Here is a 20,664-nt window from a genome sequence, read left to right on the forward strand (position 1 = left end):
ACGTACAACTTGAGTCGCTCAGTCGAGCAGAACTGTAATAAGAGTAAGATTAGCTGTATTCATTGCATTAAGCGCTACCCAGGAGTTGCTATTCTTAGACATGACGGCATAGTATCCGTTCTCAGGCTCTTTCGCTTAAGTCCTTCTGCTGTGCGAAGCTTGGAAACCTCTCGATAGACCACATCTTTAGAAGCAAAAGTGTGATTGAATGTGTTAGCATTGTTTAACAGTATTGGAAATAAAACAGAGCAATAAACCAACTATGCTGATACCCACGATTACGATGTAGGCGTCATTGATCCCTTGTATGGAAGCCTCCATTAGCATATGCTCTTGTGTTAGATTGCCATGGCATAACTCTGAATAACTGCCAGGGGCGTTTTGTTTCATGGGACACATTGGAGATGAAATCGTTCTTTAGCATTTCGATGCTGCCGAGTTCTTCCACCATTTTATTGAAATCCTCAAACATTACATCTACATAATCTTTCTTGTCGGCTCTATGGACAGGTTCTAGATAGATCGAGAAGTCACCTTCTGCTACCTATTTTGCCGCTTTACTGAGCTTCTTCAATTGGCTTATCAAAGGTCTTGTACTTCTGCGTGCGGTAACAAGGCAGAAAATGAGGGTATCGATTATCCAATATCCCGCCATGCCGAAGATAAATTGCGACGGAATGTCTTTTATCGGGACGTATTCATTGTATATCATTGATTGCCCGGCGGTCAGCGTTATCAGTACAAGATAAGTCCACATAAATTCTTTCCATGAAAAATACTGTGACTTGATTCTCGTACCCCAAAATTCGTTCATAAGCTGGGCACGTGAAAAGGTATAGTTGGGATAGGAGAGCAATTTATTGAGTATGTTGAATTCTCGCACTGTCACAGGAATTTCTTTATCGTTCAACCTTGTAGACACAGCATCAGCGTCCATCTCAAGACTTCCTACCACGAGTTTTTTGTCATGGGCAATATTTGCCCGTCGTAGTAGTGCATCTACTCGCAGTACCATCTCGTCCATATTGATGGGCTTGACCATGTAATCGTCAATGCCTGCGTGGAACCCTTTTTGTTTCGAGGAAAAATTATCCCGGGCGGTTATAAAAAGAATAGGGATAGTCTTGTTAATCCCTCTCACCGTTTCTGCAAATTCAAAGCCATCAATCTCCAGCATCATAATGTCTGAGATGATAAGGTCGTACAGATTGTTATTCATCAAATCATATGCTTCACGCGGGTTGAAACAACCTTTGGCGTCGTATGAGTTATTGCTCAGTTATGTACAATAAATTTGATTGAGCTTTATATCATCCTCTACAACAAGTATATTGACCATATTAATCGTCCTTTCTTGACGAATGAATTAATTATAATCGCCATAAGTTAAAAAAATGTTTGAAAACAGTGTGAAAAATATAACATTTTGGACACTGGCTATATATCCTTTAAGCGAGTAAAATGTAAGCCGTGAAAAAATACACATGAAGAAGGTCCTCGAATTGAATGAGAATCATACCCGCAAATTGCTCGACACCTGGTTTGATTTTAAATTTAGGCTGTTAGCAGGCGGAATTGCTGTTGGATTGTTGTCTGGAATTGTTGTTGTGATGTTCCGTTTTATTCTGGAATATGCTTTGGAGCATGTCCTTGTTTTTTATCATTATCAATTGGAACACCTTTGGCTGGTCCCTATATGGCTAATTCTGCTGGCTATAGCCGGATGGTGTACAGGGATGCTTGTGAAATATCAACCCGCTATTTCCGGAAGTGGTATTCCTCAAGTGAAAGCGACACTTCAGAACAAATTAGAAATGAATTGGTGGAAGGCAGTAATCGCCAAATTTGCCGGGGGTACGATCAGCATTGGGGCTGGGCTGTCTCTAGGCAGAGAAGGTCCTTCTATTCAAATTGGAGCGCTGGTTGCGGAGGGTTTCAGCCGTGTATTGCGAACTACGAAGACAGAATCGCATATGCTGATTACTTGCGGAGCCAGTGCTGGACTTGCTGCGGCCTTCAACGCGCCGATAGCAGGTGTTATCTTTGCACTCGAAGAAGTACACATGAATTTTTCGCCATTGGTTATGATTGCCGCGCTGGCCTCATCGCTTGTGGCTGATTTTGTGTCTAAGGAATTTTTTGGCATGAGCCCGGTTTTTCATTTTTCCAATATTGGTGCGATTCCGCTTTCGCAGTACTATCATTTAATTCTGTTGGGCATTCTTGTAGGCGTCATGGGGATGTTTTTTAATAGAGGAATTTATGCTTTTCAGGATTTATACAAAAAAATAACCTGGCTGCCTGCACAGTACCGACCAGTTATTCCATTTTTATTAGCCGGCTTACTGGGACTATGCCTGCCTTCGGTGCTTGGTGGAGGAAACAATCTGATCAATGATTTGGTAGCGGGTCCCTTTTCATTAAAGCTTTTATTTCTTATTTTGCTTGTTAAATTTCTATTCACCTTGATCAGTTATGGTTCATCCGCTCCTGGGGGGATATTCCTGCCTATGCTGGTGATTGGCGGAATCGTAGGTGTGATTTACAGTAAGCTTGCGAATGGCCTGATGGGCGGTCCTGTACTGAGTGAAAGCAGCTTTCTTATATTGGCGATGGCGGGTTATCTTACTGCCAGTCTGAAGGCGCCTATAACGGGAATTATATTAATCACTGAAATGACAGGAACATTCACGAACCTGCTGTCTACGGGCGTAGTTTGTCTTGTAGCGTATATGACGGCAGAGTTTTTTCGCTCCCAACCTATTTACGAAGTGCTGCTCGAGCGTTTCCTTCATCAAGGAAAGAAGACGGAATCTCAAACAAAAGCATCTGGCAAGATCATACTGGAGTTTCCAATACACTCTGGCTCGCTGTTAGATGGAATCTCTATTAAGGAGTATAAGTGGCCAGCCCAGTGTCTGATTGTATCCGTGAAGCGCGGCTCGGCGGAGAAACTTCCGCATGGTGATTTTGTTCTGCTCGCGGGAGATTATTTGACTATACTCACCGGTGAAAGATATGCCTCAGATGTTAGAGAATCTTTGCATATTGCTGCAAGCGAAAGCACATGGACTTAATTGGGCAGCTGATAGATGAGATCGTTATTGAAGCTGTAGCTGAGAGACTAGGCATGGGTTGTACAATTTCCCCCGTACATGCACTTCTAGGCATCTACCCACATACAATAAGATGACCATGAACCCGTAAGGCTAACAGATCGGTTTCATTGTACAAGTGCGGGAGGTGTCGCCAAGTTGCCTGGATTCTTAAGTACGATCGCGTTGCTAATCAAAGAACTGACGTTGCTGGTATCTTACGTAAGGAACAACGCATTTCCACAGCCGCTCTCGGAGCAGGAGGAAAGCAAATACTTAGGCATGATGGCTGAAGGGGATGCTAAAGCCCGGAATTTACTTATCGAACACAATTTGAGACTTGTAGCCCATATAGTAAAAAAATTCGATAATACCGGAGAAGACATGGAGGATTTAATCTCCATCGGCACCATTGGCCTGATCAAAGCCATTGAGAGCTACCGTCCGAACAAAGGCACAAAGCTGGCCACTTTTGCAGCACGTTGTATTGAAAACGAAATCCTGATGCACCTTAGATCATTGAAGAAAACTCGTAAAGATGTATCTCTGCACGATCCAATTGGGACAGACAAGGAAGGTAATGAGATTACTTTGATCGATATCCTTGGCTCGGAAGCCGACGATGTGATCAAGGAAGTGGACCTTAAGATCGAGAAGAGCAAGATATATCGTAACCTCGATATTCTGGATGATCGGGAAAAAGAAGTCGTTGTTGGTCGATTCGGGTTAGATACAGGTGGAGAAGAGAGGACGCAGCGGGAGATCGCGAAGGAGCTGGGAATTTCGCGGAGTTATGTTTCGCGGATAGAGAAGAGGGCGCTCATGAAGTTGTATCATGAGTTTTATAAGGCGAAGCGGTGAGGTATTAGATAATAACTAAAGATTCACTATAGAGTGTTTTAAAAGCGACTTGCCAACAAAGGAGTTGCTTTTTTGTTAATTCAAGTAGTTGGGCTAAATGAACATAAAAAAAACATATTCAGAAAATTATCTTTTTAGCTGCTGAGGGGTGTTTTTGTGACATACAAAGAAATATATGATCTCCATATTCAATTGTTACATGTATTGAAAATAATGAAAAGTATCAAGTCCCATATCAGACACAAATGAAAAAAGAGAACTCGAAAAAAATTTTCTCCGAAGCTGTTTCAAAAAACAAGGTTTTTCGGAAAAAAACCTTATAAATCAAGGATGCTGAGGGCGGGGGGCGAACCCGTACGGTACTCACGTACCGCAAGATTTTAAGTTCTGCGCTTCTACCTACTGCAATTTACCGTGAAAAATTGCTGAATAACGACATTTTTTCCCTGGTCTTCTAGAATGTCGAGGCTGCTGTAGATCCTAATCTTCTCGAATTCAATTGGAAATCATTAATGAAGCGGGAAAAAATATGATGCCTGAGAAAGTGTATGTAAATGGTGTACTTGTAACACGGAAGCAAAAGGATCGTTTTAGCGGAAGGGATCTATTTGTCATAAATCCTGACCATTTGGATCAAGATATGAATCTCATTGAAGTATATATGTAAGCATTACGAACATCGGGAAATAAAAGAAAAGGACGCAAATGCCGAGATATTTCCGCTATTTGCGTTTTTTCTTTGAACTAGACAAACGGTTGAAATCATTTGGATTAAAATTATCGAACGATAAGAACTAGTTACCTGAATCGTCAGGTTACAGCACTCGCGACAACTTCCGGTAACCTCGTGGAGAGATTCTCTCGGCGGCGGTAAACACCCGGCTGAAGTAGTGGATGTCCGGGTAACCGACGAGTTCTCCGATCCGCTCGATTGGCCAATCGGTCTCCTGCAACAGCTTGCGGGCCTCCCGGTGCCGGACGGAGCGCACATATTCTCCAGGTGGAATCCCTACAATCTGGCGGAAGAGCTTGGAGGTGTAGTCCTCGCTCATTCCGAGACGTTCCGCAAGAATGGCATTGCTCCACGTTGTAGCCGGAGTCTCCTCTATGTCCTGCATGATCTCCTTCACCTTCTGGCCATGGACCGAAGCGCCTGTGATTCGCCGGGACATCTGGGAACGAATGAGGGAAGCTAGAATGTTCAGCATTAGCCCCCTACATACCAGCTGGTAGCCCAGTGGACGCATCGTAAACTCGTGGACCAGCTTCTCCATGAATTGCACGCAATCGTGGGAAGGGTGATATACCGGTTCCTCCGACAACGGGGAACAGCTCTCTTCCACTGCCTCCACCGCAATTTTTCCTTCCATTACCCCCTCCTCCAGAATCACCATATCCTCTTCCCTGTTGATGTTCAAATCCCCGAAGAAGTCAAAATGGATCCCGATCAGTTTGGTGGTCGGATCAGCCTCCGTTGCATTCCGGTGGTAGACGCCGGAAGGCAGAACGATCAGCTGCCCGGGTAACACCGTGTAGGTTCGCTCCTCCATCGCAACGGACAATTGGCCGTGGCACACATAGAGCAGCTCGAAATCGTACAGCCTCCTTCCCGGGAACAAGCGAGGCGCGACCGTCTGGAACTGCGCGTAATGGATGGAGGGAGTCCACTCCTGGAAGGGGACTCGCTTGCGGACTGGGTGTTGGAGAGGGGGGTGGTTCATAGCGGGACAGCTCCCTTACATAGAATTAGATGGAATAACGGAATCGTGCAAAAAGTAACTTTCTTAGCTAAATAAAACTATCCATCATTCTTATATAATAAAGGTAACAAGGTATCATAACAAGACGAAAGTTATTCTGTAGTAATCCGGTATTATACAAATGTAAGAGAAGGATATGCATGAAGAATGGTAAGTCATCAATGCCCAAGAAGACTAGACGCTGTAGGGAGACTTCGGCTTCTCCCAACAAGGAGCTTGGATCAACATAAAATAACCTCCGCGAGTGAGAAGGATAGGATGGATGCATCATGAAAAGGTACGGGGCGGTCGTGATAGGCTGCGGTTATATGGGCTCTCTCCACTTGGACGCGATATCACGACAGGAGCGGGTCCGGTTGATCGGCGTGGTGGATTGGAACCGGGACAGGGCCTCCTTAGTGGCAAGCCAATACGGAGCCGAGTGTTGGAGCACGGATTACCGGGCCTTGATCGAGCGTGACGATGTGGATCTGGTCATTATCGCCACGTACCCGTCCTCCCATCTGGAGATCGCAAAAGATTGTCTCGCTGCAGGGAAGCATATCCTATGCGAGAAGCCGATGGCGGGCAATGCACGGGAAACGCAGGAATTCATGAAGCTGGCCCGTGGAGCCAAAACCAAGGTGCTGATCGGTCACATCCTTCGCCATAACACCACGTACCAGGCGGTTATGAAGATGATCCGGGAGGGCGCCATCGGCTTCCCCTTGGTCATCCGGTTATCCCAATTGAAGCCCTCCAAAAATTGGGATTCCCACTTGTCCCTGCTCCGGGACGTCTCGCCGATCGTGGATTGCGGCGTCCATTATATCGATGTGATGCGTTGGGCTACAGGGGCGGACGTGGTAAGCGTCAACGGGATCGGGCAGCGTCTCTATGAAGAAGTCCCGCCGTACACTTACAATTACGGACTCATGACCCTCCGTCTGTCGGACGGCTCCATCGGCTACTTTGAGACGGGGTGGGGCAAGGGGATTCCGACTGATAACCGGAAGGAATTCATCGGACCGGCAGGCCGGATCCGCATCATCTACAAGAACGATCGACCGCGAGAGGATCAGCATCTGGGAAATCTGGTCGAGGTCGAAGACTGCCGGAAAGGAACGGTCCGGCAGATCAATATGGACTTCTCCGTGAAGCCTACGGGTGCCCAACTGGACTATTTCCTGTCCATGCTGGAGAACAACTTGCCCGCTATACCGGCAATGGAGGATGCCTGCCGGGCGATGGAGATCGCTCTCCTGGCCGACCGGGCGATCCATGAAGGAATTACGTTACCTTGCGCGAAATAAGGGTGGACCAACATGGTGATGGTAACAGGGGATGACCCGGTGCATGGTGTACACCTGCTGAAGGATTATATCGTCCACACCCATGTGAAGGACGGCATCCGACATCAGCCGGTCGATCCGAGGGATGTGTACGGTGCCGTCGGGTACCAGCCGCTGGATCATCAACGGATTGCAGAGCTTGTAAGCTCCGGAGCCATATTCCAGGAGGTTCCGTTGGGCGAGGGGAAGGTGGATTTCGACGCCTACTTCGCCGCCTTGCAGGAGAGCGGATACGGGGGGGATCTGACCATCGAGCGGGAAGTGGGGGATGCGCCCGAGAGGGATATAGAGCGGGCGGTCTCCTTCATCCGCCAATACAGGTAACGGCAGACGGCCGTGCGAAATCTCGGGGATCGAGACTGCGTATTGGAAAACCGGGTAATCGCGGGTCTAAATAATCAAGTTAATTAATGGGGTTGTTTTGCTGTGTTAGCCCCAGTGGGATTCCGAACAGAAGGGAATGAACCATGGAAAGAAAATTGGAAACCTTAGTAATTTCCCGCCTGACAAATCAGACGGATGTTTCAGATACAGAAGAAGTCCAGATCATCAAGCAGTATCAATGGCTTAAAGGGTATAACCCGGTCGTTACAGCAAGATTAAATTACAGTCAGGAGGATCTGAAGCTTCAGTTTAAGGTTTACGAAAAGAATCCAATACGAACATATAGAAACATGAATGATCCCGTGTATAAGGATAGCTGCATCGAGTTCTTTTTTCAGCCTACTCCGGATTCGGACCAGCGCTATATGAATTTCGAATTTAATGCGAATGGCGCAATTCTCTTGCAGATAGGAGCGGATCGGTATGATCGCTTCCCAATCACTATCAATCCGGCACTTTTCCACGTCCTATCCACCACGGATCAAATCAATGATAAAGGGGAAGTGTATTGGGAATTAAGCTTTTCGATCTCATGGGCTTGGGTACAATCTTATTTTTCGGATTTTCGGGCAGTGCCGGGAAAAAGGATAAGAGGAAACTTTTACAAGTGCGGCGACGATACGACCTATCCGCACTTTGGAACATGGAGCAAAGTTCATTCGAACAAACCAGAATTTCATAGCAGCTGTGATTTTGGGATTCTGTACTTAGAGTAACTGCGAAACGCAGCGTCAATGAATAACTTCCGAAGCCGCATATACGGGGTTGGAGGTTTTTTATCGTTTTTAGGGAAATTAGTCAAATAGAAACAAGATTGATATCATGTCAAATTATACATAGGTTTAGGATGTCGGCAATAGCAGGGATTTTGTAATGTTCGATTATTTTCTTGGGACACTAGTCCAGATATTTTTTACAGAGGAAATCATAAATATCTGGACAGTACTCCTATGATGTGCGTGGCAATCGCTTGACGATGGAACAAAGTTTGAGCAGTCCAGTAGAGTTTCAAGATACAAACTACAACTACGATTTGTGGAACACGCTGACCTCTGTAACCAAAAATGGGAGCAACACGAGTTTCCGGTATTATGCCGACGGCCTGCGCTATCTAAAGAGCACTGGTAGCAACCATACCCAGGTGAACTATGATTATAACACCGAGGTTCTGACTGAAGAAAAGCTGAGTGGCAACAGTATCATCCAACAATCCACGTTTGTGCGCGGGGATCGAGTACTCGTGAAAAAGGACAAGACGGCCAATAAAGATTACTATTACTTATACAATGGTCATGGTGATGTGATTATCATTACGTCTGCTGATATGGATCCCGACAATCTCGTTATTCCACAGATCTTTAATAGCTGATAAGTAAATCTTCTCATCGAATACACGATATTGTGTAACGTCCGTTACCCACTTTTGATTAGGTTTGTCGGCTTTAAAGTCTCGTTTCAACAGATTTTCAGCGATCCTTCCATCCGAGACTGCCGCCTCATAGCTTGTTCTGTGAACATATTTACGGCGTATAATCGCTTTAATACCGAGGTCCTGCATGAGTCGCAAAACCTTTTTGTGATTTACAACAAGATGATATTGACGGTACAACTCATCCTGTATACGTCGGTATCCTACGGTCCTGTTACGTTGCTCATAAATGGCTTTGATCTTACGTCCGTCAGTATCCTTATCCTTGCGCTTCAGCTCGCTGATGACGACATATCTCTTCTTCAACCCTCCCGATTCAAGATTTGTAACCACTTTTTTAGGACATCTACCTCCAAATGCAAACGATGCAGTTCTCGTTCTTGCTTGGTTTCAACCCTGTGTGCATCTCCACGTCTATCCTCAAATGAGGATTGCCCTTTGGTCCGATACTTTCTCATCCAGACTCATGTATCTCTAAGTGTTCTGTAATCTTACGGTAGCACCATCCATCTTCAATAAAGAGCCGAACGGCCTCTACTTTTAGCGCTTCAGGATAATGCTTAAACTTCTGACCTTTCTTTGTTGGCATAAAAAATGGACCCCCTAGAATTACATCGGATTTACCCAGGGGTTTTTCCAATGTCTATTTTAAGGGGTGCACTTCAAATACAACCGGCAGAGTTTTTGGTGTGCAACAGCTTTACAAGTACCGGTTACCGCTTCACATAACGATTTATCCCCGCTGTCCAGATTTCGATCAAATGGTCAATCTTCAGGGCCTTGATCTAGGCCAACATAATCATCGAAGCTCTCCAGCGACACTTCTTTTTCTTATCCGGTTGGCAGAGCCGTGAACATGAGCGGTATCCCCTGTTTTCTTTTGCCAATCCTGAAAAAATGATACGTCCTCAGTGCATTGGAAACCAACTGTTTTCGTTAATTTTCGTAAAAAATCATTGATTTATGTAGATGAATGTATAGTAAGCGCTATTTTCCCGGCATATAATAGCTTTGCGAAACAAACACAAAGAAATCCCGAAACTCTGTTTCGTTCATTCCAATGAATAAGATTTTCTGGGAATTCATCGGGAATGGACGCGATTCGCTGATGGTGAAGTAAAAATAGAAGAAACAAAAAGAAACGGAGGCTAATTATGTTTAAAAAAATCTTTACAGTTTGGTTAACGCTGGCGCTGGCTATTTTGCCGCTGGTGGGTACGAAGGTGAATGCGGCGGGTGACTACACTGCCGGCATAAGTGCGACCGGCTCCACAGGCACAATTTGGTTTCAGACCAGCTTAACGCTGAGATTCCTGGATGTACATTACACCATCACATCCAGCGGTCAAACAGGTGTTCAGCAGAATATCTCCATGCAAAAAAATGCAGCTACAGGCAACTATGAATATAAAATTCCCGTTGCATTAGCTGCGAATGATGTCATTAAATATTCATTTACCTATTTTAATGAAGCAACCGGAGGAGCAACCGACACAGCACAGGTTTCTTATACCTACGGACAAGGCGGAGGAGAAAATCCGGGCACAACATTATCCGCTCCAACGTTCAGCCCGGGTGCAGGCACTTATGCCTCCGCACAGAATGTTACTATCTCTGCTGTACCAAGCGATGCCGCCATTTATTACACCACCGACGGCAGCGCACCCACCCGCCAGTCCGCACTTTACACCGGAGCCATCCAAGTGTCGCAGAGCCAGACCCTCAAGGCCATAGCCGTGAAAACCGGTTATTTCGACTCTCCGGCAGCGATTGCGGCATACAGCATTAATACGGGTGGTGGCCCGGATGTGCCGGTCGGAAGCAACCGCTTGACTATCCAGATTAAAAATGACAGCAAAGGCCAATACACAGACAGCCAGGTTTACTGGCAGATTGTCGGCAAATCCTATCAAACGGGAAAATTCGTTCACGTGGATGCAACCGGCAGCCTAGTCGAAATGAAACGAACGGACAATACCTATTACAAGAATAACCAAGACGGCAATAATACGAACGATTATTACACCAACTACTTCCATAAGCTGAGTGACGTAAGCTGGGTATCCATCCCGGATATCGAATCTGCAAGGCTCTATGTGAGCTATGGTGAACCTGTGTTAATCCGTACGGTTGACGCTCTGGATGGCGCCGGAAATATTGTCGGCCTTGGATATCAGGGACCGGACATCAACTCCCCAACGGACGCCAACCAGAAGGTTTATTTTGATTTTATCGAATTCAATTTGGGTCCAAACGGATTCCATGGCAACACAACAAGAGTGGATCAGTTCGGGTTCCCGTTAAAAATGCAATTGATCGGACACGACGGTTACAACCGTACTGTCGGTGAAACGGAATCCCGCGCGGCCATTTACGCCGCCTACAAGAACGAGGTATCCGACAAGTTCGATTCCTTGGCAAACTCTCCATACCGGATTCTGGCTCCGGGTAAAGGCTCATTTGGACACCCCGTGAACGGTGAAGACAATACGCACTTTTTTGATGCCTACATTAATGATATCTGGAATACTTACCGCAGCAAAGAACTGGTATTTTCCGTCCCTGTCGGTGGAGGCAATCTGGTAACCTACAGCGGGCATGTGATGCCGGGAACCGACAAGCTCGTATTCAAAAAGGATGCGAATAACGGCAGCGGATTCACACCGTACCAATACTATGTGGATAAACCGACAACTCCTGACGCATTGGAAGGCAAAGGTGCCTTTGACAGAAGAAGTGCCGGCCAACCTGCGTCGATTACCGATGTTGAACTGGCGATCCAGGCCCAACTGTGCGCGGCAATCAACAGACACCTGCTGCTTACGGTTGACCCAACAAACTGGGGAAATGAAAGTTATTTCTTTAAAACAGCACCTTCCAACGAATTTGTGAAGTTCTGGCATGACCACAGTATCGATCGGTTGGCCTACGGCTTCTGCTATGATGATGTCCGTGACTTCAGCCCATCGCTTCATACTCCAAGTCCTAAAGCAATGGTTGTCACTGTAGCCTGGTAAAAGATAAGCACCCCTTCGGGCAGTTCGCTGGATGAATGAATCCATGGAGTGCCGGTGGGGTGCTTTTTTTTTGCTTCACTTGAGGGGTGCTAGGTTCTCAATTCAAAAACTAAGAGAAGAATGGGGCGATTACGTTTGGTATCTCACAATAACCAACCTGTTTAGTGTGTCGATATTACGTTAAATAGGTATGAAGTTCTTTTTTTTCCTGTGCGTATAAACCCATTGGAGAAATCTTTGCAGCGGTATTACATGGGTTAAGTGTGTTATTGGTTTAATGATGAGTTCATTCGGCACGGGTAGCCCACGAAGGATGTTGCGGTTTTTCCCCTCTACAAGCGGTGCGGCGGCATACAGTTTCTTTAAGCTTAACTGCTGCCCGTTCACGAGATAGCGCTTGTTATCGTTCTTGAGCATGCCAATAACATGCAACCAGCGACGGATGACTTCTTGAATGAGCGGCGCATGGTAAACCAGCTATCCATGAGGGCGTAGGGTGCCGAGATCCCCTCTTGTATGGCTGGATCCAGCGTGGCTGCGATCACCTGCGGAGCCGAACAAAGCGCTTCCTGCCGACTTTTTTAACCATGACTGCGTTTGTCAATGCCCTCCATCATGCCATTTATGCCAGATTTGGCGGAACTGAGCAGGGCAAAGTCCATCGGGACAAAGGAATGTCCGTCCGACCATCCCATGGTTAACATGCGAAAGTCTTTGTAGAAAGCGCCCGTGGCATGATCTTTAAAGCGTGCCAACAACTCGACGGCTTTACTCCGGATGCGTTCAAACATGGAATCGTTCAAAGATGAATGCGGTCTCCTGGCTCGCCGAGGTGAGAGGGTCCATGCGGGAGATCGTCTCGCCGCCTATCGATAGCAGAAATTGCCGCCAGGCATAACTGCTGTGATTCAAGAAATGGTAAACGGCATCCTTACCGGGAAATGCCTCGCCTTTTTTGCTCTCCAGCAGCCGAAACCAGTTCTTCTGGTGGAACAGTAGCACAAACACAGGGCGGAATAAACAGACGCATGTAAAGCCGAAAAACTTTCCAGATGCGAATACACTCGGGTCAATGCCTGCAAAGGCTACTAGTTTCTTTGGATGATCAAAAAGGTCGACTATAGGCGTCAGATTTCGGGGAGATTTATTCTAGTATCTCACTTCGATTTTTAAATGAGGTTTCAACTTCATATTTGATATTGCAATCGGACGAAGAGATACTTAAGTCAAAAATTAAAGAACTGCTTTCCTCAAGACGAGGGCGTTCAGAGAATTGGATCTGTGTGCGAGTAGAGCGGCTGCTAAATGCGGCAAAACAAAATCCTTTTCAGCAAACCATGTACTCTAGTCACTTGGTTAATCTGAAAGTATTAATTTCACTCATTCTTCAGTACCAAGAGCATCTATCTGGATTGGAAGAGAACATAGATGCTCTGGCTGAAGAAATTTAAGAATATGATTTAATTCAGTCGATTTAAGTGCCTATCATTTAATAACTTTGCTTGCTTTATAACTAATGAGATTTTGTTTGGATTAATAGTGGCACTGATAGGCTTCTAGCTGTTCAGATAGATAAATTTGAAAAGAGGCAGACACAACTATGTGCCTGCCTCTTTTATTATTGGGACGAGTATGGAGCAACACTTTCAGCCAATCCAACCATAGTCTTTAGTGAAATGGGCTTACTGGTCGAAATTGAGAAGGAATAACCGTTCTGCGCCCATGATACAACAGAAAATAGGTCTTTGTTTCCTTTAATAGTCAATTCACCATGGTCTGAGGGAACAATCTTGATTTGCTTACATTCAATAAAATCTCCGCTCTCATCCAGCTCTCCTTCTGTCATCTGGAACTTAATTCTGTCAGTATTGCTTGAGTAAATCAGCTGGGCGGTTCTCTCAAACAGAATCGAACTGGATTCCAGTGTATAATCTTTAGATAAACTCGAAGGCACATAAAGCTGAAAGGGAAGATTTTCAGACAGCTGGGACAGGCTCTCATAATCTATAACGGGTGAGGTGGTTAGTAAAGGTGGTATAGGAGTGTCCGGTTTCATTATAAAGGGCTTAACCGTCATAAAACAAACCACAAGGGCTAAACAGGCTGCAATGGAAATCACAAACTTAAGAGGAATACGGGGCACAACGGGCTTCTTCGCCTCGGATATACTTTGCTCTGCCTGGGCTAAATGAGCCAAAACCCTTTGTTCCATATCCGGTGTTACATAGATCATTTCCTGTACCTGTCGATACTTATTCTTCAAAATCATACACCTCTTTTAATTCATCTTTCAAATAGCCCTTAGCCCGGTGTAGCAGGGAACGAACAGTAGACTCTTGCTTATCGAGTAGCTTGGCTATCTTTTTGGTAGTCATATCCTCTTGATAAAACAGGTGGATTACCTCTCGATACTTAACTGGCAACGAAGCGACAGTATCCCACACAAAGGAGAGATCCTCCGGTATCTCACGGGAGAGGGATTCAGACAATTCCTCCCAGCGCCGTCGATGGTTATATTTAATTTTATTTTTGCATAAGTTGATGGCTACCCTCAATAACCAAGCCTTTTCGTGCTCCAGGCATTCAAAAACCGGCGCTTTCCGTAGCATCTGGATTAAGGTCTCCTGCAAGATATCTTCGGCATCAGAAATATTATGAAGATAGGAATGGGATAACCGCAAGAGAGCATCACCATGCTCCTTTAATGCAGTCTCCACTCGCAGTATATCAGCGCCTCTGACTTGTGACTGCATCGTATCAGAATTAAGTTTTGGCTGGTTGCTGGCTGCACTACTAAAGTTAATATATTCGCCAAAGAAGAGACGACATAAATAAATTATAAAATTTAAACCTGTTTTAATTCTGAAAAGGTATCTAAGGAACGGTTGTAGTAAGACGGGATTATTCGTCATTATACCCTCACTTTCTCTAAAATCATCACAAACAAGCGACCCGGAAATCAACTATTCCCGGGTTGGTATAATTGCATATAACTGGAATTATATGGTATTTTTAATGATGGCTTGTAACTCTTCAACGGAGAGTGCAGTATCTGGCATCAAGCAATAGTTGAAGCCATTTGCTTCCCAAGAAGCTATGGAGACAAGTCCTTTATTTCCTTTCAGTGTAATCTTTAACTCTCCTATGGCGACAGTTTTTGTGGTCTCATACTCGTTGTAATCACCGCTAATGTCAGCCGGAGTTTTGCGATACACGATAATACAGTTTATTATCCCCATTCTGATAAACAATCTGTGCCATTTTAATCTCAGTGTCATTTATGATAGAAATAACGTCCTGCTTGTAATTCTTCGGAAGCAATGAAGGAACCGCAAAATCTACGCCCATTGCCTTTCGTGCATCCTCCACAGTATTATAGCTCACATAGGGATTTGGAATCTCTGTTCCCTTTTTGTCGGCGTCTTTGCTTACTTTATCACCATTAATACTGATGTTACCGTCCTTTACAACGACGGCATTTTCATTGCCAAGTATAATACGGAACAGTCCCACAGGCACATAAACGGAGCCACTGATTGTAACGGGAGCCGTACCAAGGGAAGTGGGTGCAGTCATACCAAGGGAATGAGTGCTATAGGCAAAAAAACTGTCTGTTCCAATAACAAAATCAGTTTCTCTCTCTCCGTTTTCCGCATGGAATTCCTTCTTTTTTCCATCCCATTTGACAGTAAAGCCAAGGGCTTCAAAAACAGCACGAGCAGGCACCATGGTGACATTATTGATCACTTTCGGATGCAGTTTTATCACTATTTTATTCCCAGTAATGTGATACTCCTGATGAGTGGCAGTCAGCCCGTTCTTCGGTACATTAGCGGCAAGAGCCGTCATCGGTAATGTAAGCGCAAGTGTGCAGGCCATAATGGCTGTAGAAAGTTTATTCATAGTTAAGTTCTCCTCTCGTCTTGAACCGCTTATTTGGTTCTACACTGTGTAAACAACTGGCATAGAGGAAATGTTGCGTGAAGGATGAAAATTTAATCAAAGGAATCAGACCTCAAGTCGTTATTACCGAATTTGATAACAACCTCAGGTTGATTATCAGGGCAGTAGCCATTACCACTATGTTCATCAGAATATAGCGCATCCACAATCTGGAGAGGAATTGGACTTAAGTACGAAAATGTTGCGCAATTTGCTTCTGAGGACGGGCAAAGACTATTAAATTCAAGGGAGTTCAAATAATAAATTGATCAGTTTCTTTTTGCAATTGCTTAAAAACTAGTCTTTTAATCGAAAAATAAAAGATAATAAGTAAATCTGAAAAGTAGAGTTTTCTCGTTGTATTGTGAATCTTAATCACATTTACATTGTCTCGGTGTACAACAGCCCCCATCTGTCTCTGGATTAGATATATCGTAAGTAGCATTAATTAGTTGAAATTGAGATTGACATTATTTTCAAATAAACTTATAATCAACTCGAAAATCGTAATAATTACTAATAACTTTGAGTATTTTCATGAGTATAGATATAACTAAAGTATTTGAAATACTTCATATGGAACACAAGATATTTCAGCTGCAACTCAAGAACAATTTGCATCAGTAGAGGAAATATCTTCTTCTAGTTTATTGTTGTCACAAATGATTATCGTCCTGAAAGAACTTCAAAAGTTTAAGGCTTAAGTTAACAATAAAGAGACCCTATACGAGGTCTTTTTTTATTTAAAGAAGCATGGATATCTCAAAATATATTGCAAAGTATGCCGTGTTTCATTTACGGTTCTTCCTTTTTCAAGAATAAAACTTAAGGCTAGCATTCTTCAAATAATAAATATAGTTTTCACATGATTAATTACACTATTTTATTGGGTTATATAAGCGATTTCAAGAGATTATCATGAAGTCAGAGAAAAAGGAGGCAATGCAAATGGAAGCGTTAACAGCAGCGAAACCACTTAAACCCCGGGTGAAATCGGGTAAGTTCTGGAGGACCCTTCTTCAACAAAAGTATTTGTATTTGATGTCCATACCTTTTGTTGCTTGGGTATTCGTATTTAACTATATCCCGATCTGGGGCTGGACGATGGCATTCCAACGCTATCGGCCGGGTAAGTCTTTCATGAAGCAGGAATGGGTCGGGCTTGATAACTTCAGGGAATTGTTCCATGATGAACGGTTTTACATGGCACTCAAAAACACGCTGGCTATGAGCTTTATGGGGTTATTCGCAGGATTTACAATTCCTATCCTATTTGCCCTCTTGCTTAATGAACTGCGCCGTCAAATGTTTAAACGTATTGTGCAAACCGTATCGTACCTGCCCCACTTCGTATCCTGGGTTGTCGTAGCTGGGATCATCAACAAGATGATGTCCATCGATGGCGGAATCAACGGACTACTTATGAATCTGCATATTATTGCTGAACCTATTCAGTTTTTGGCGAAAGCAGACTGGTTTTGGGGAATTGTGACAGCTTCCGATGTCTGGAAGGAGACAGGTTGGAATTCGATCATCTACTTGGCTGCAATGACGGGAATTGATCCGGAACTGTATGAAGCGGCCAGAGTAGATGGGGCGGCCCGGATTCGACAAATGTGGCATATTACGCTTCCGGGAATTCGGACAACAATCATCATTCTGCTGATTATGTCCATCGGAAACTTGATTAATATCGGTTTTGAAAAGCAGTTCCTGTTGAGCAACCCGATTGTTGCTGATAAGGCAGAAACCTTGGACCTTTATGCCTTGAATTACGGTTTACAGCTTGGGCGTTATTCCTTTGGTACGGCCATTAATATATTCAACTCTGTAGTTGCAGTGATCCTACTGTTTACAGCGAACACGATATTTAAAAGAACATCGAAAGAAAGCATTATGTAGGAGGGCAGGGATATGAACAGACAAAGCAGAGCTATTAACGCTTCTTGGTCCGATAAGATATTTGACATCGTTAACTGTTCCTTTATGACTTTGGCGTTTGTCATTACGCTTTACCCCTTTCTAAACGTACTGGCCATATCATTAAATGATTCTATGGATACCGTCAAGGGAGGGATATACCTTTGGCCGAGAAAGTGGACGTGGGCAAACTACGATGCCATCTTCTCCTTCAGGGGATTAATTACCGGATTTAAAATCTCATTGCTCAGAACTTTTGTTGGTACGTTACTAGGATTGCTGAGCTCATCCATGCTCGCTTTCGTCCTGAGCAGGTCCGATTTTCAGGCAAGAAAGCTGGTTTCGACTTTTCTGGTCATGACAATGTATGTATCCGGCGGATTGATCCCGGGCTTTATCCTGATCCGTCATCTTGGAATGATGAATTCCTTTTGGGTTTATGTACTGCCCGGTATGGTAAGCGCTTGGAATGTATTTATCATCCGATCTTTTATAGACGGACTGCCCAGTGCACTTCAGGAATCTGCCAAGCTGGACGGTGCCAATGACTTTACGATCTACTGGAGAGTGATCCTCCCTCTTTGTAAGCCTGTGTTGGCTACTGTTGCTCTCTTTTTGGCAGTAGGTCAATGGAATTCCTGGTTTGATACGTTTCTTTATAATAGCACGGCGCGCCATCTAACTACTCTGCAATACGAATTGATGAAGGTGCTGCAAAGCACGCAGATCGGTTCCAATGATATTCATGATCCGAACATGTCACAACTAATGAATAGGATTTCACCGGAATCTGTCAAAATGGCCATCACCATCGTTGTAACTGTACCCATTCTGATCGTCTACCCCTTCCTGCAAAGGTACTTTGTGAAGGGGATGACCTTAGGTGCAGTGAAGAGCTAGTTTCGGTATCAACAGGGTTACCTGTTATACATATATACAATATCATTCAGGGGAGGCAGTACAGATGAAGGGGAAAACAGGTAAAATGATATTAACGCTAATACTGGTCCTATCTTTGACAATCACAATGATCGGTTGCAGCGGCAATAACAATGAAGAAGCCAATAATTCAAACGTCAATTCCAGCAAAGGAGCGGACAAAGGAAGCAATGACAAGCAAGCTTCAGAAAAGCTTGCACCGATCACCTTCTCTTTTTTTGCAGAAGACCCAAATCCGAACTGGGTAGACATGCGGGATGATATCGGGAAAGTCATCACAGAAAAAACAGGTGTAACATTAGATGCAGAATTTGCTGTAGGTGATCCTTCCCAAAAAGTATCGCTTATCGCAGTCAGTGGCGAGTATCCTGATTTGATCAGTGCAAAAAACGATATTAACAAGATGGTTGATGCAGATGCACTCCTTGACCTGACCGATCTGATAGAGAAGCATGCCCCTAATATCAAAAAGCTATACGGGAAATATATGAAGCGCCTGCGTTACAGTGAAACAGACAATAGTATCTATGCACTTCCAACTTATGCAGGCGTGGATGGTATCGGGTTTAGCGCAACTGGCGGTTTCGAGCTTCAGCATCGTGTCGTGAAAGAGCTTGGATACCCGAAGATCAGAACGGTTAAGGATTTCGAGAACGCTATCAAAACCTATCTCGACAAGCATCCGACCAATGAAAAAGGCGAGAAAAACATCGGTCTATCCCTGCTCGCTGAAGACTGGAGAATTTTGATCTCTGTTACAAATCCTGCATTCTTTACTACCGGTGCCCCGGACGACGGAGAATATTATATCAACCCTGAGACCTATGAGGCAATGTATCACTTCAGACGTCCTGAAGAGAAAGAATACTTTAGATGGTTGAATCATATGAACGATATCGGTCTGCTGGATCGAGAATCCTTCATACAAAAATTTGACCAATATAAAGCGAAAATCGCATCAGGCAGCGTATTGGGCTTGATCGACCAAGACTGGGAGTATGGTGACGGTGAGAGAAGCTTGAAGGCAGAGGGGAAATTCGATCATGCCTACGGTCATTATCCGGTTACCCTGAATGAACAATTCAAAGATCATTCTTTCCAGTCAACTGGCTTCATGGCAGGTTACGGTATTTCGATCTCTAAAACTTGCAAAGATCCGGTTCGTGCCATTAAATTCCTTGATTATCTCGCCTCCGAGGAAGGCCAAGTTCTTACCTACTGGGGTGTTGAGGGTATGCATTACGTTGTAGAAAACGGCGTGCGAAAAATTCCTCAAGAAATCAATGATCAAAAAATCAACGATTCCATTAATTTCTCCAAAAAAACAGGTATAGGCTTTTATAATAACATAGGTCCGCACTATGGCGACGGCGTAAAGGATTCCACAGGCAACTATATTACTACTAACTTCCCGGAACAAATTGAAGCTTCCTATAATGATGTGGAGAAGGAAGTGTTAACAGGCTACGGCATCAAAAATTGGAAGGAATTATTCCCGGGTGAATCTGAATTCCCGGTTAAGCCTTGGGGTGTAGCATGGAACATTTCTGCTCCAGCTGACTCCAAAGTCAGTGTGCTAGCTGAGAAAATGAAGGATATTACCTGGAAACGTATACCTGAAGCGATTCTTGCGAAACCTGAAAAATTCGACGCCATCTGGGATGTTTATATGAAAGATGTCGAGAAGGCAGGCGTGAAAGAGATGGAGAAGGAATATACGAAGCTGGTTCAAGCACGCGTGAAACTTTGGAATGAATAATTAAACATTAAAATTAGCCTGTATAAAATACAGGCTCTTAAATTTAGACAGACAGAAATGATTCGCGATAAACGATAGCTGTAAAAGTTACTAATAATGCTTTTAATAGGAGTAATGTATGCCATAATGAACCTCTTAAATAACATGAGGATACGGAACAAATTGATATTATCCTTCATCATTGCTGTATTTGTTCCGGTCATAATAGTTGGTTTTTTTTTAACGTT

General features: G+C 44.2%; 22 protein-coding genes and 2 pseudogenes. 12 read left to right on the forward strand and 12 right to left on the reverse strand.

Going from position 1 to position 20,664, the window contains the following annotated elements; genetic code table 11:
- Window positions 1–213: 213 nt before the first annotated feature.
- Together MHH52_RS06760 and MHH52_RS06765 are read right to left on the reverse strand one after the other, a co-directional pair.
- Window positions 214–390: a hypothetical protein gene (locus MHH52_RS06760; protein ID WP_340007475.1), complete on the reverse strand. Its 177-nt coding sequence runs from the start codon at window positions 388–390 to the stop codon at window positions 214–216.
- 154 nt (window positions 391–544) lie between these two features.
- Complete coding sequence (locus MHH52_RS06765; protein ID WP_340009518.1) at window positions 545–1,279, reverse strand: response regulator transcription factor; 735 nt, start codon at window positions 1,277–1,279, stop codon at window positions 545–547.
- A gap of 205 nt (window positions 1,280–1,484) precedes the next feature.
- Here MHH52_RS06765 and MHH52_RS06770 point away from each other — a divergent pair, with 205 nt between their 5' ends.
- The 3 genes from MHH52_RS06770 (at window position 1,485) to MHH52_RS06780 (ending at window position 4,623) form a co-directional block, all read left to right on the forward strand.
- Window positions 1,485–3,077 (forward strand): ClC family H(+)/Cl(-) exchange transporter, encoded by a 1,593-nt coding sequence (locus tag MHH52_RS06770; RefSeq protein WP_340007476.1) that lies wholly within the window; start codon window positions 1,485–1,487, stop codon window positions 3,075–3,077.
- Between the two features lie 177 nt (window positions 3,078–3,254).
- Entirely contained in the window at window positions 3,255–3,956 is a 702-nt protein-coding gene (sigK, locus tag MHH52_RS06775; protein WP_042125228.1) for an RNA polymerase sporulation sigma factor SigK, read from the forward strand.
- A gap of 499 nt (window positions 3,957–4,455) precedes the next feature.
- Window positions 4,456–4,623: a hypothetical protein gene (locus MHH52_RS06780; RefSeq protein WP_340007478.1), complete on the forward strand. Its 168-nt coding sequence runs from the start codon at window positions 4,456–4,458 to the stop codon at window positions 4,621–4,623.
- Between the two features lie 148 nt (window positions 4,624–4,771).
- On the opposite strand, the gene MHH52_RS06785 is transcribed toward MHH52_RS06780, so the two are convergent.
- Both MHH52_RS06785 and MHH52_RS06790 read right to left on the reverse strand, forming a co-directional pair.
- Window positions 4,772–5,374 carry a helix-turn-helix transcriptional regulator gene (locus tag MHH52_RS06785; RefSeq protein ID WP_340009520.1) on the reverse strand — a complete coding sequence of 201 codons (603 nt, stop codon included), beginning with the start codon at window positions 5,372–5,374 and terminating at the stop codon, window positions 4,772–4,774.
- A 54-nt stretch (window positions 5,375–5,428) separates the two neighbouring features.
- Window positions 5,429–5,677, reverse strand: a pseudogene (locus MHH52_RS06790) (AraC family ligand binding domain-containing protein); the annotation flags it as partial.
- Window positions 5,678–6,024: 347 nt separating this feature from the next.
- Between MHH52_RS06790 and MHH52_RS06795 the strand changes: the two are divergent.
- The 4 genes and pseudogenes from MHH52_RS06795 to MHH52_RS06810 all read left to right on the forward strand — a co-directional run bounded on the left by MHH52_RS06795 (window position 6,025) and on the right by MHH52_RS06810 (window position 8,800).
- The gene (locus tag MHH52_RS06795) at window positions 6,025–7,008 is read left to right on the forward strand and encodes a Gfo/Idh/MocA family oxidoreductase (RefSeq protein ID WP_340009522.1); all 984 of its coding nucleotides are present in this window, start codon (window positions 6,025–6,027) and stop codon (window positions 7,006–7,008) included.
- Between the two features lie 9 nt (window positions 7,009–7,017).
- Window positions 7,018–7,371: pseudogene (locus MHH52_RS06800) on the forward strand (TIM barrel protein); the annotation flags it as partial.
- 143 nt (window positions 7,372–7,514) lie between these two features.
- Window positions 7,515–8,147 (forward strand): carbohydrate-binding family 9-like protein, encoded by a 633-nt coding sequence (locus MHH52_RS06805; RefSeq protein ID WP_313640885.1) that lies wholly within the window; start codon window positions 7,515–7,517, stop codon window positions 8,145–8,147.
- Between the two features lie 260 nt (window positions 8,148–8,407).
- Complete coding sequence (locus tag MHH52_RS06810; RefSeq protein WP_340007479.1) at window positions 8,408–8,800, forward strand: hypothetical protein; 393 nt, start codon at window positions 8,408–8,410, stop codon at window positions 8,798–8,800.
- On the opposite strand, the gene MHH52_RS06815 is transcribed toward MHH52_RS06810, so the two are convergent.
- Both MHH52_RS06815 and MHH52_RS06820 read right to left on the reverse strand, forming a co-directional pair.
- Window positions 8,711–9,166: an IS3 family transposase gene (locus MHH52_RS06815; RefSeq protein ID WP_340007481.1), complete on the reverse strand. Its 456-nt coding sequence runs from the start codon at window positions 9,164–9,166 to the stop codon at window positions 8,711–8,713. The two genes, MHH52_RS06810 and MHH52_RS06815, sit on opposite strands and share 90 nt — an antisense overlap.
- 148 nt (window positions 9,167–9,314) lie before the next feature.
- On the reverse strand, window positions 9,315–9,449 hold the full coding sequence (locus MHH52_RS06820) for a hypothetical protein (RefSeq protein ID WP_340007483.1): 135 nt from the start codon (window positions 9,447–9,449) through the stop codon (window positions 9,315–9,317).
- A gap of 565 nt (window positions 9,450–10,014) precedes the next feature.
- On the opposite strand from MHH52_RS06820, the gene MHH52_RS06825 reads away from it, so the two are divergent.
- Entirely contained in the window at window positions 10,015–11,877 is a 1,863-nt protein-coding gene (locus MHH52_RS06825; protein ID WP_340007486.1) for a beta-1,3-glucanase family protein, read from the forward strand.
- A 581-nt stretch (window positions 11,878–12,458) separates the two neighbouring features.
- On the opposite strand, the gene MHH52_RS06830 is transcribed toward MHH52_RS06825, so the two are convergent.
- Window positions 12,459–12,680 (reverse strand): hypothetical protein, encoded by a 222-nt coding sequence (locus tag MHH52_RS06830; RefSeq protein ID WP_340007488.1) that lies wholly within the window; start codon window positions 12,678–12,680, stop codon window positions 12,459–12,461.
- Window positions 12,661–12,885, reverse strand: coding sequence for a hypothetical protein (locus MHH52_RS06835; RefSeq protein ID WP_340007490.1), 225 nt, complete (start codon window positions 12,883–12,885; stop codon window positions 12,661–12,663). Before MHH52_RS06835 ends, MHH52_RS06830 begins: the two co-directional genes overlap by 20 nt.
- Window positions 12,886–13,076: 191 nt before the next feature.
- Between MHH52_RS06835 and MHH52_RS06840 the strand changes: the two genes are divergently transcribed.
- Entirely contained in the window at window positions 13,077–13,328 is a 252-nt protein-coding gene (locus tag MHH52_RS06840) for a hypothetical protein (protein WP_340007492.1), read from the forward strand.
- Between the two features lie 167 nt (window positions 13,329–13,495).
- On the opposite strand, the gene MHH52_RS06845 is transcribed toward MHH52_RS06840, so the two are convergent.
- The 4 genes from MHH52_RS06845 to MHH52_RS06860 all read right to left on the reverse strand — a co-directional run bounded on the left by MHH52_RS06845 (window position 13,496) and on the right by MHH52_RS06860 (window position 15,780).
- Window positions 13,496–14,140 carry a hypothetical protein gene (locus MHH52_RS06845; protein ID WP_340007495.1) on the reverse strand — a complete coding sequence of 215 codons (645 nt, stop codon included), beginning with the start codon at window positions 14,138–14,140 and terminating at the stop codon, window positions 13,496–13,498.
- Window positions 14,130–14,630: a sigma-70 family RNA polymerase sigma factor gene (locus tag MHH52_RS06850; protein WP_340007497.1), complete on the reverse strand. Its 501-nt coding sequence runs from the start codon at window positions 14,628–14,630 to the stop codon at window positions 14,130–14,132. Before MHH52_RS06850 ends, MHH52_RS06845 begins: the two co-directional genes overlap by 11 nt.
- A gap of 246 nt (window positions 14,631–14,876) precedes the next feature.
- Window positions 14,877–15,092, reverse strand: coding sequence for a hypothetical protein (locus tag MHH52_RS06855; protein ID WP_340007499.1), 216 nt, complete (start codon window positions 15,090–15,092; stop codon window positions 14,877–14,879).
- Entirely contained in the window at window positions 15,070–15,780 is a 711-nt protein-coding gene (locus MHH52_RS06860) for a copper amine oxidase N-terminal domain-containing protein (protein ID WP_340007500.1), read from the reverse strand. Before MHH52_RS06860 ends, MHH52_RS06855 begins: the two co-directional genes overlap by 23 nt.
- A 987-nt stretch (window positions 15,781–16,767) precedes the next feature.
- On the opposite strand from MHH52_RS06860, the gene MHH52_RS06865 reads away from it, so the two are divergent.
- From MHH52_RS06865 to MHH52_RS06875, 3 genes are all read left to right on the forward strand, one after another.
- Window positions 16,768–17,721: an ABC transporter permease subunit gene (locus tag MHH52_RS06865; RefSeq protein WP_340007502.1), complete on the forward strand. Its 954-nt coding sequence runs from the start codon at window positions 16,768–16,770 to the stop codon at window positions 17,719–17,721.
- A 12-nt stretch (window positions 17,722–17,733) separates the two neighbouring features.
- Window positions 17,734–18,639, forward strand: coding sequence for a carbohydrate ABC transporter permease (locus MHH52_RS06870; protein ID WP_340007503.1), 906 nt, complete (start codon window positions 17,734–17,736; stop codon window positions 18,637–18,639).
- Between the two features lie 64 nt (window positions 18,640–18,703).
- Window positions 18,704–20,437, forward strand: a complete 1,734-nt coding sequence (locus MHH52_RS06875; RefSeq protein ID WP_340007504.1) for an ABC transporter substrate-binding protein — start codon at window positions 18,704–18,706, stop codon at window positions 20,435–20,437.
- Window positions 20,438–20,664: the final 227 nt, after the last annotated feature.

The sequence above is a fragment of the Paenibacillus sp. FSL K6-0276 genome, assembly GCF_037977235.1.
GTDB lineage: Bacteria > Bacillota > Bacilli > Paenibacillales > Paenibacillaceae > Paenibacillus_AQ.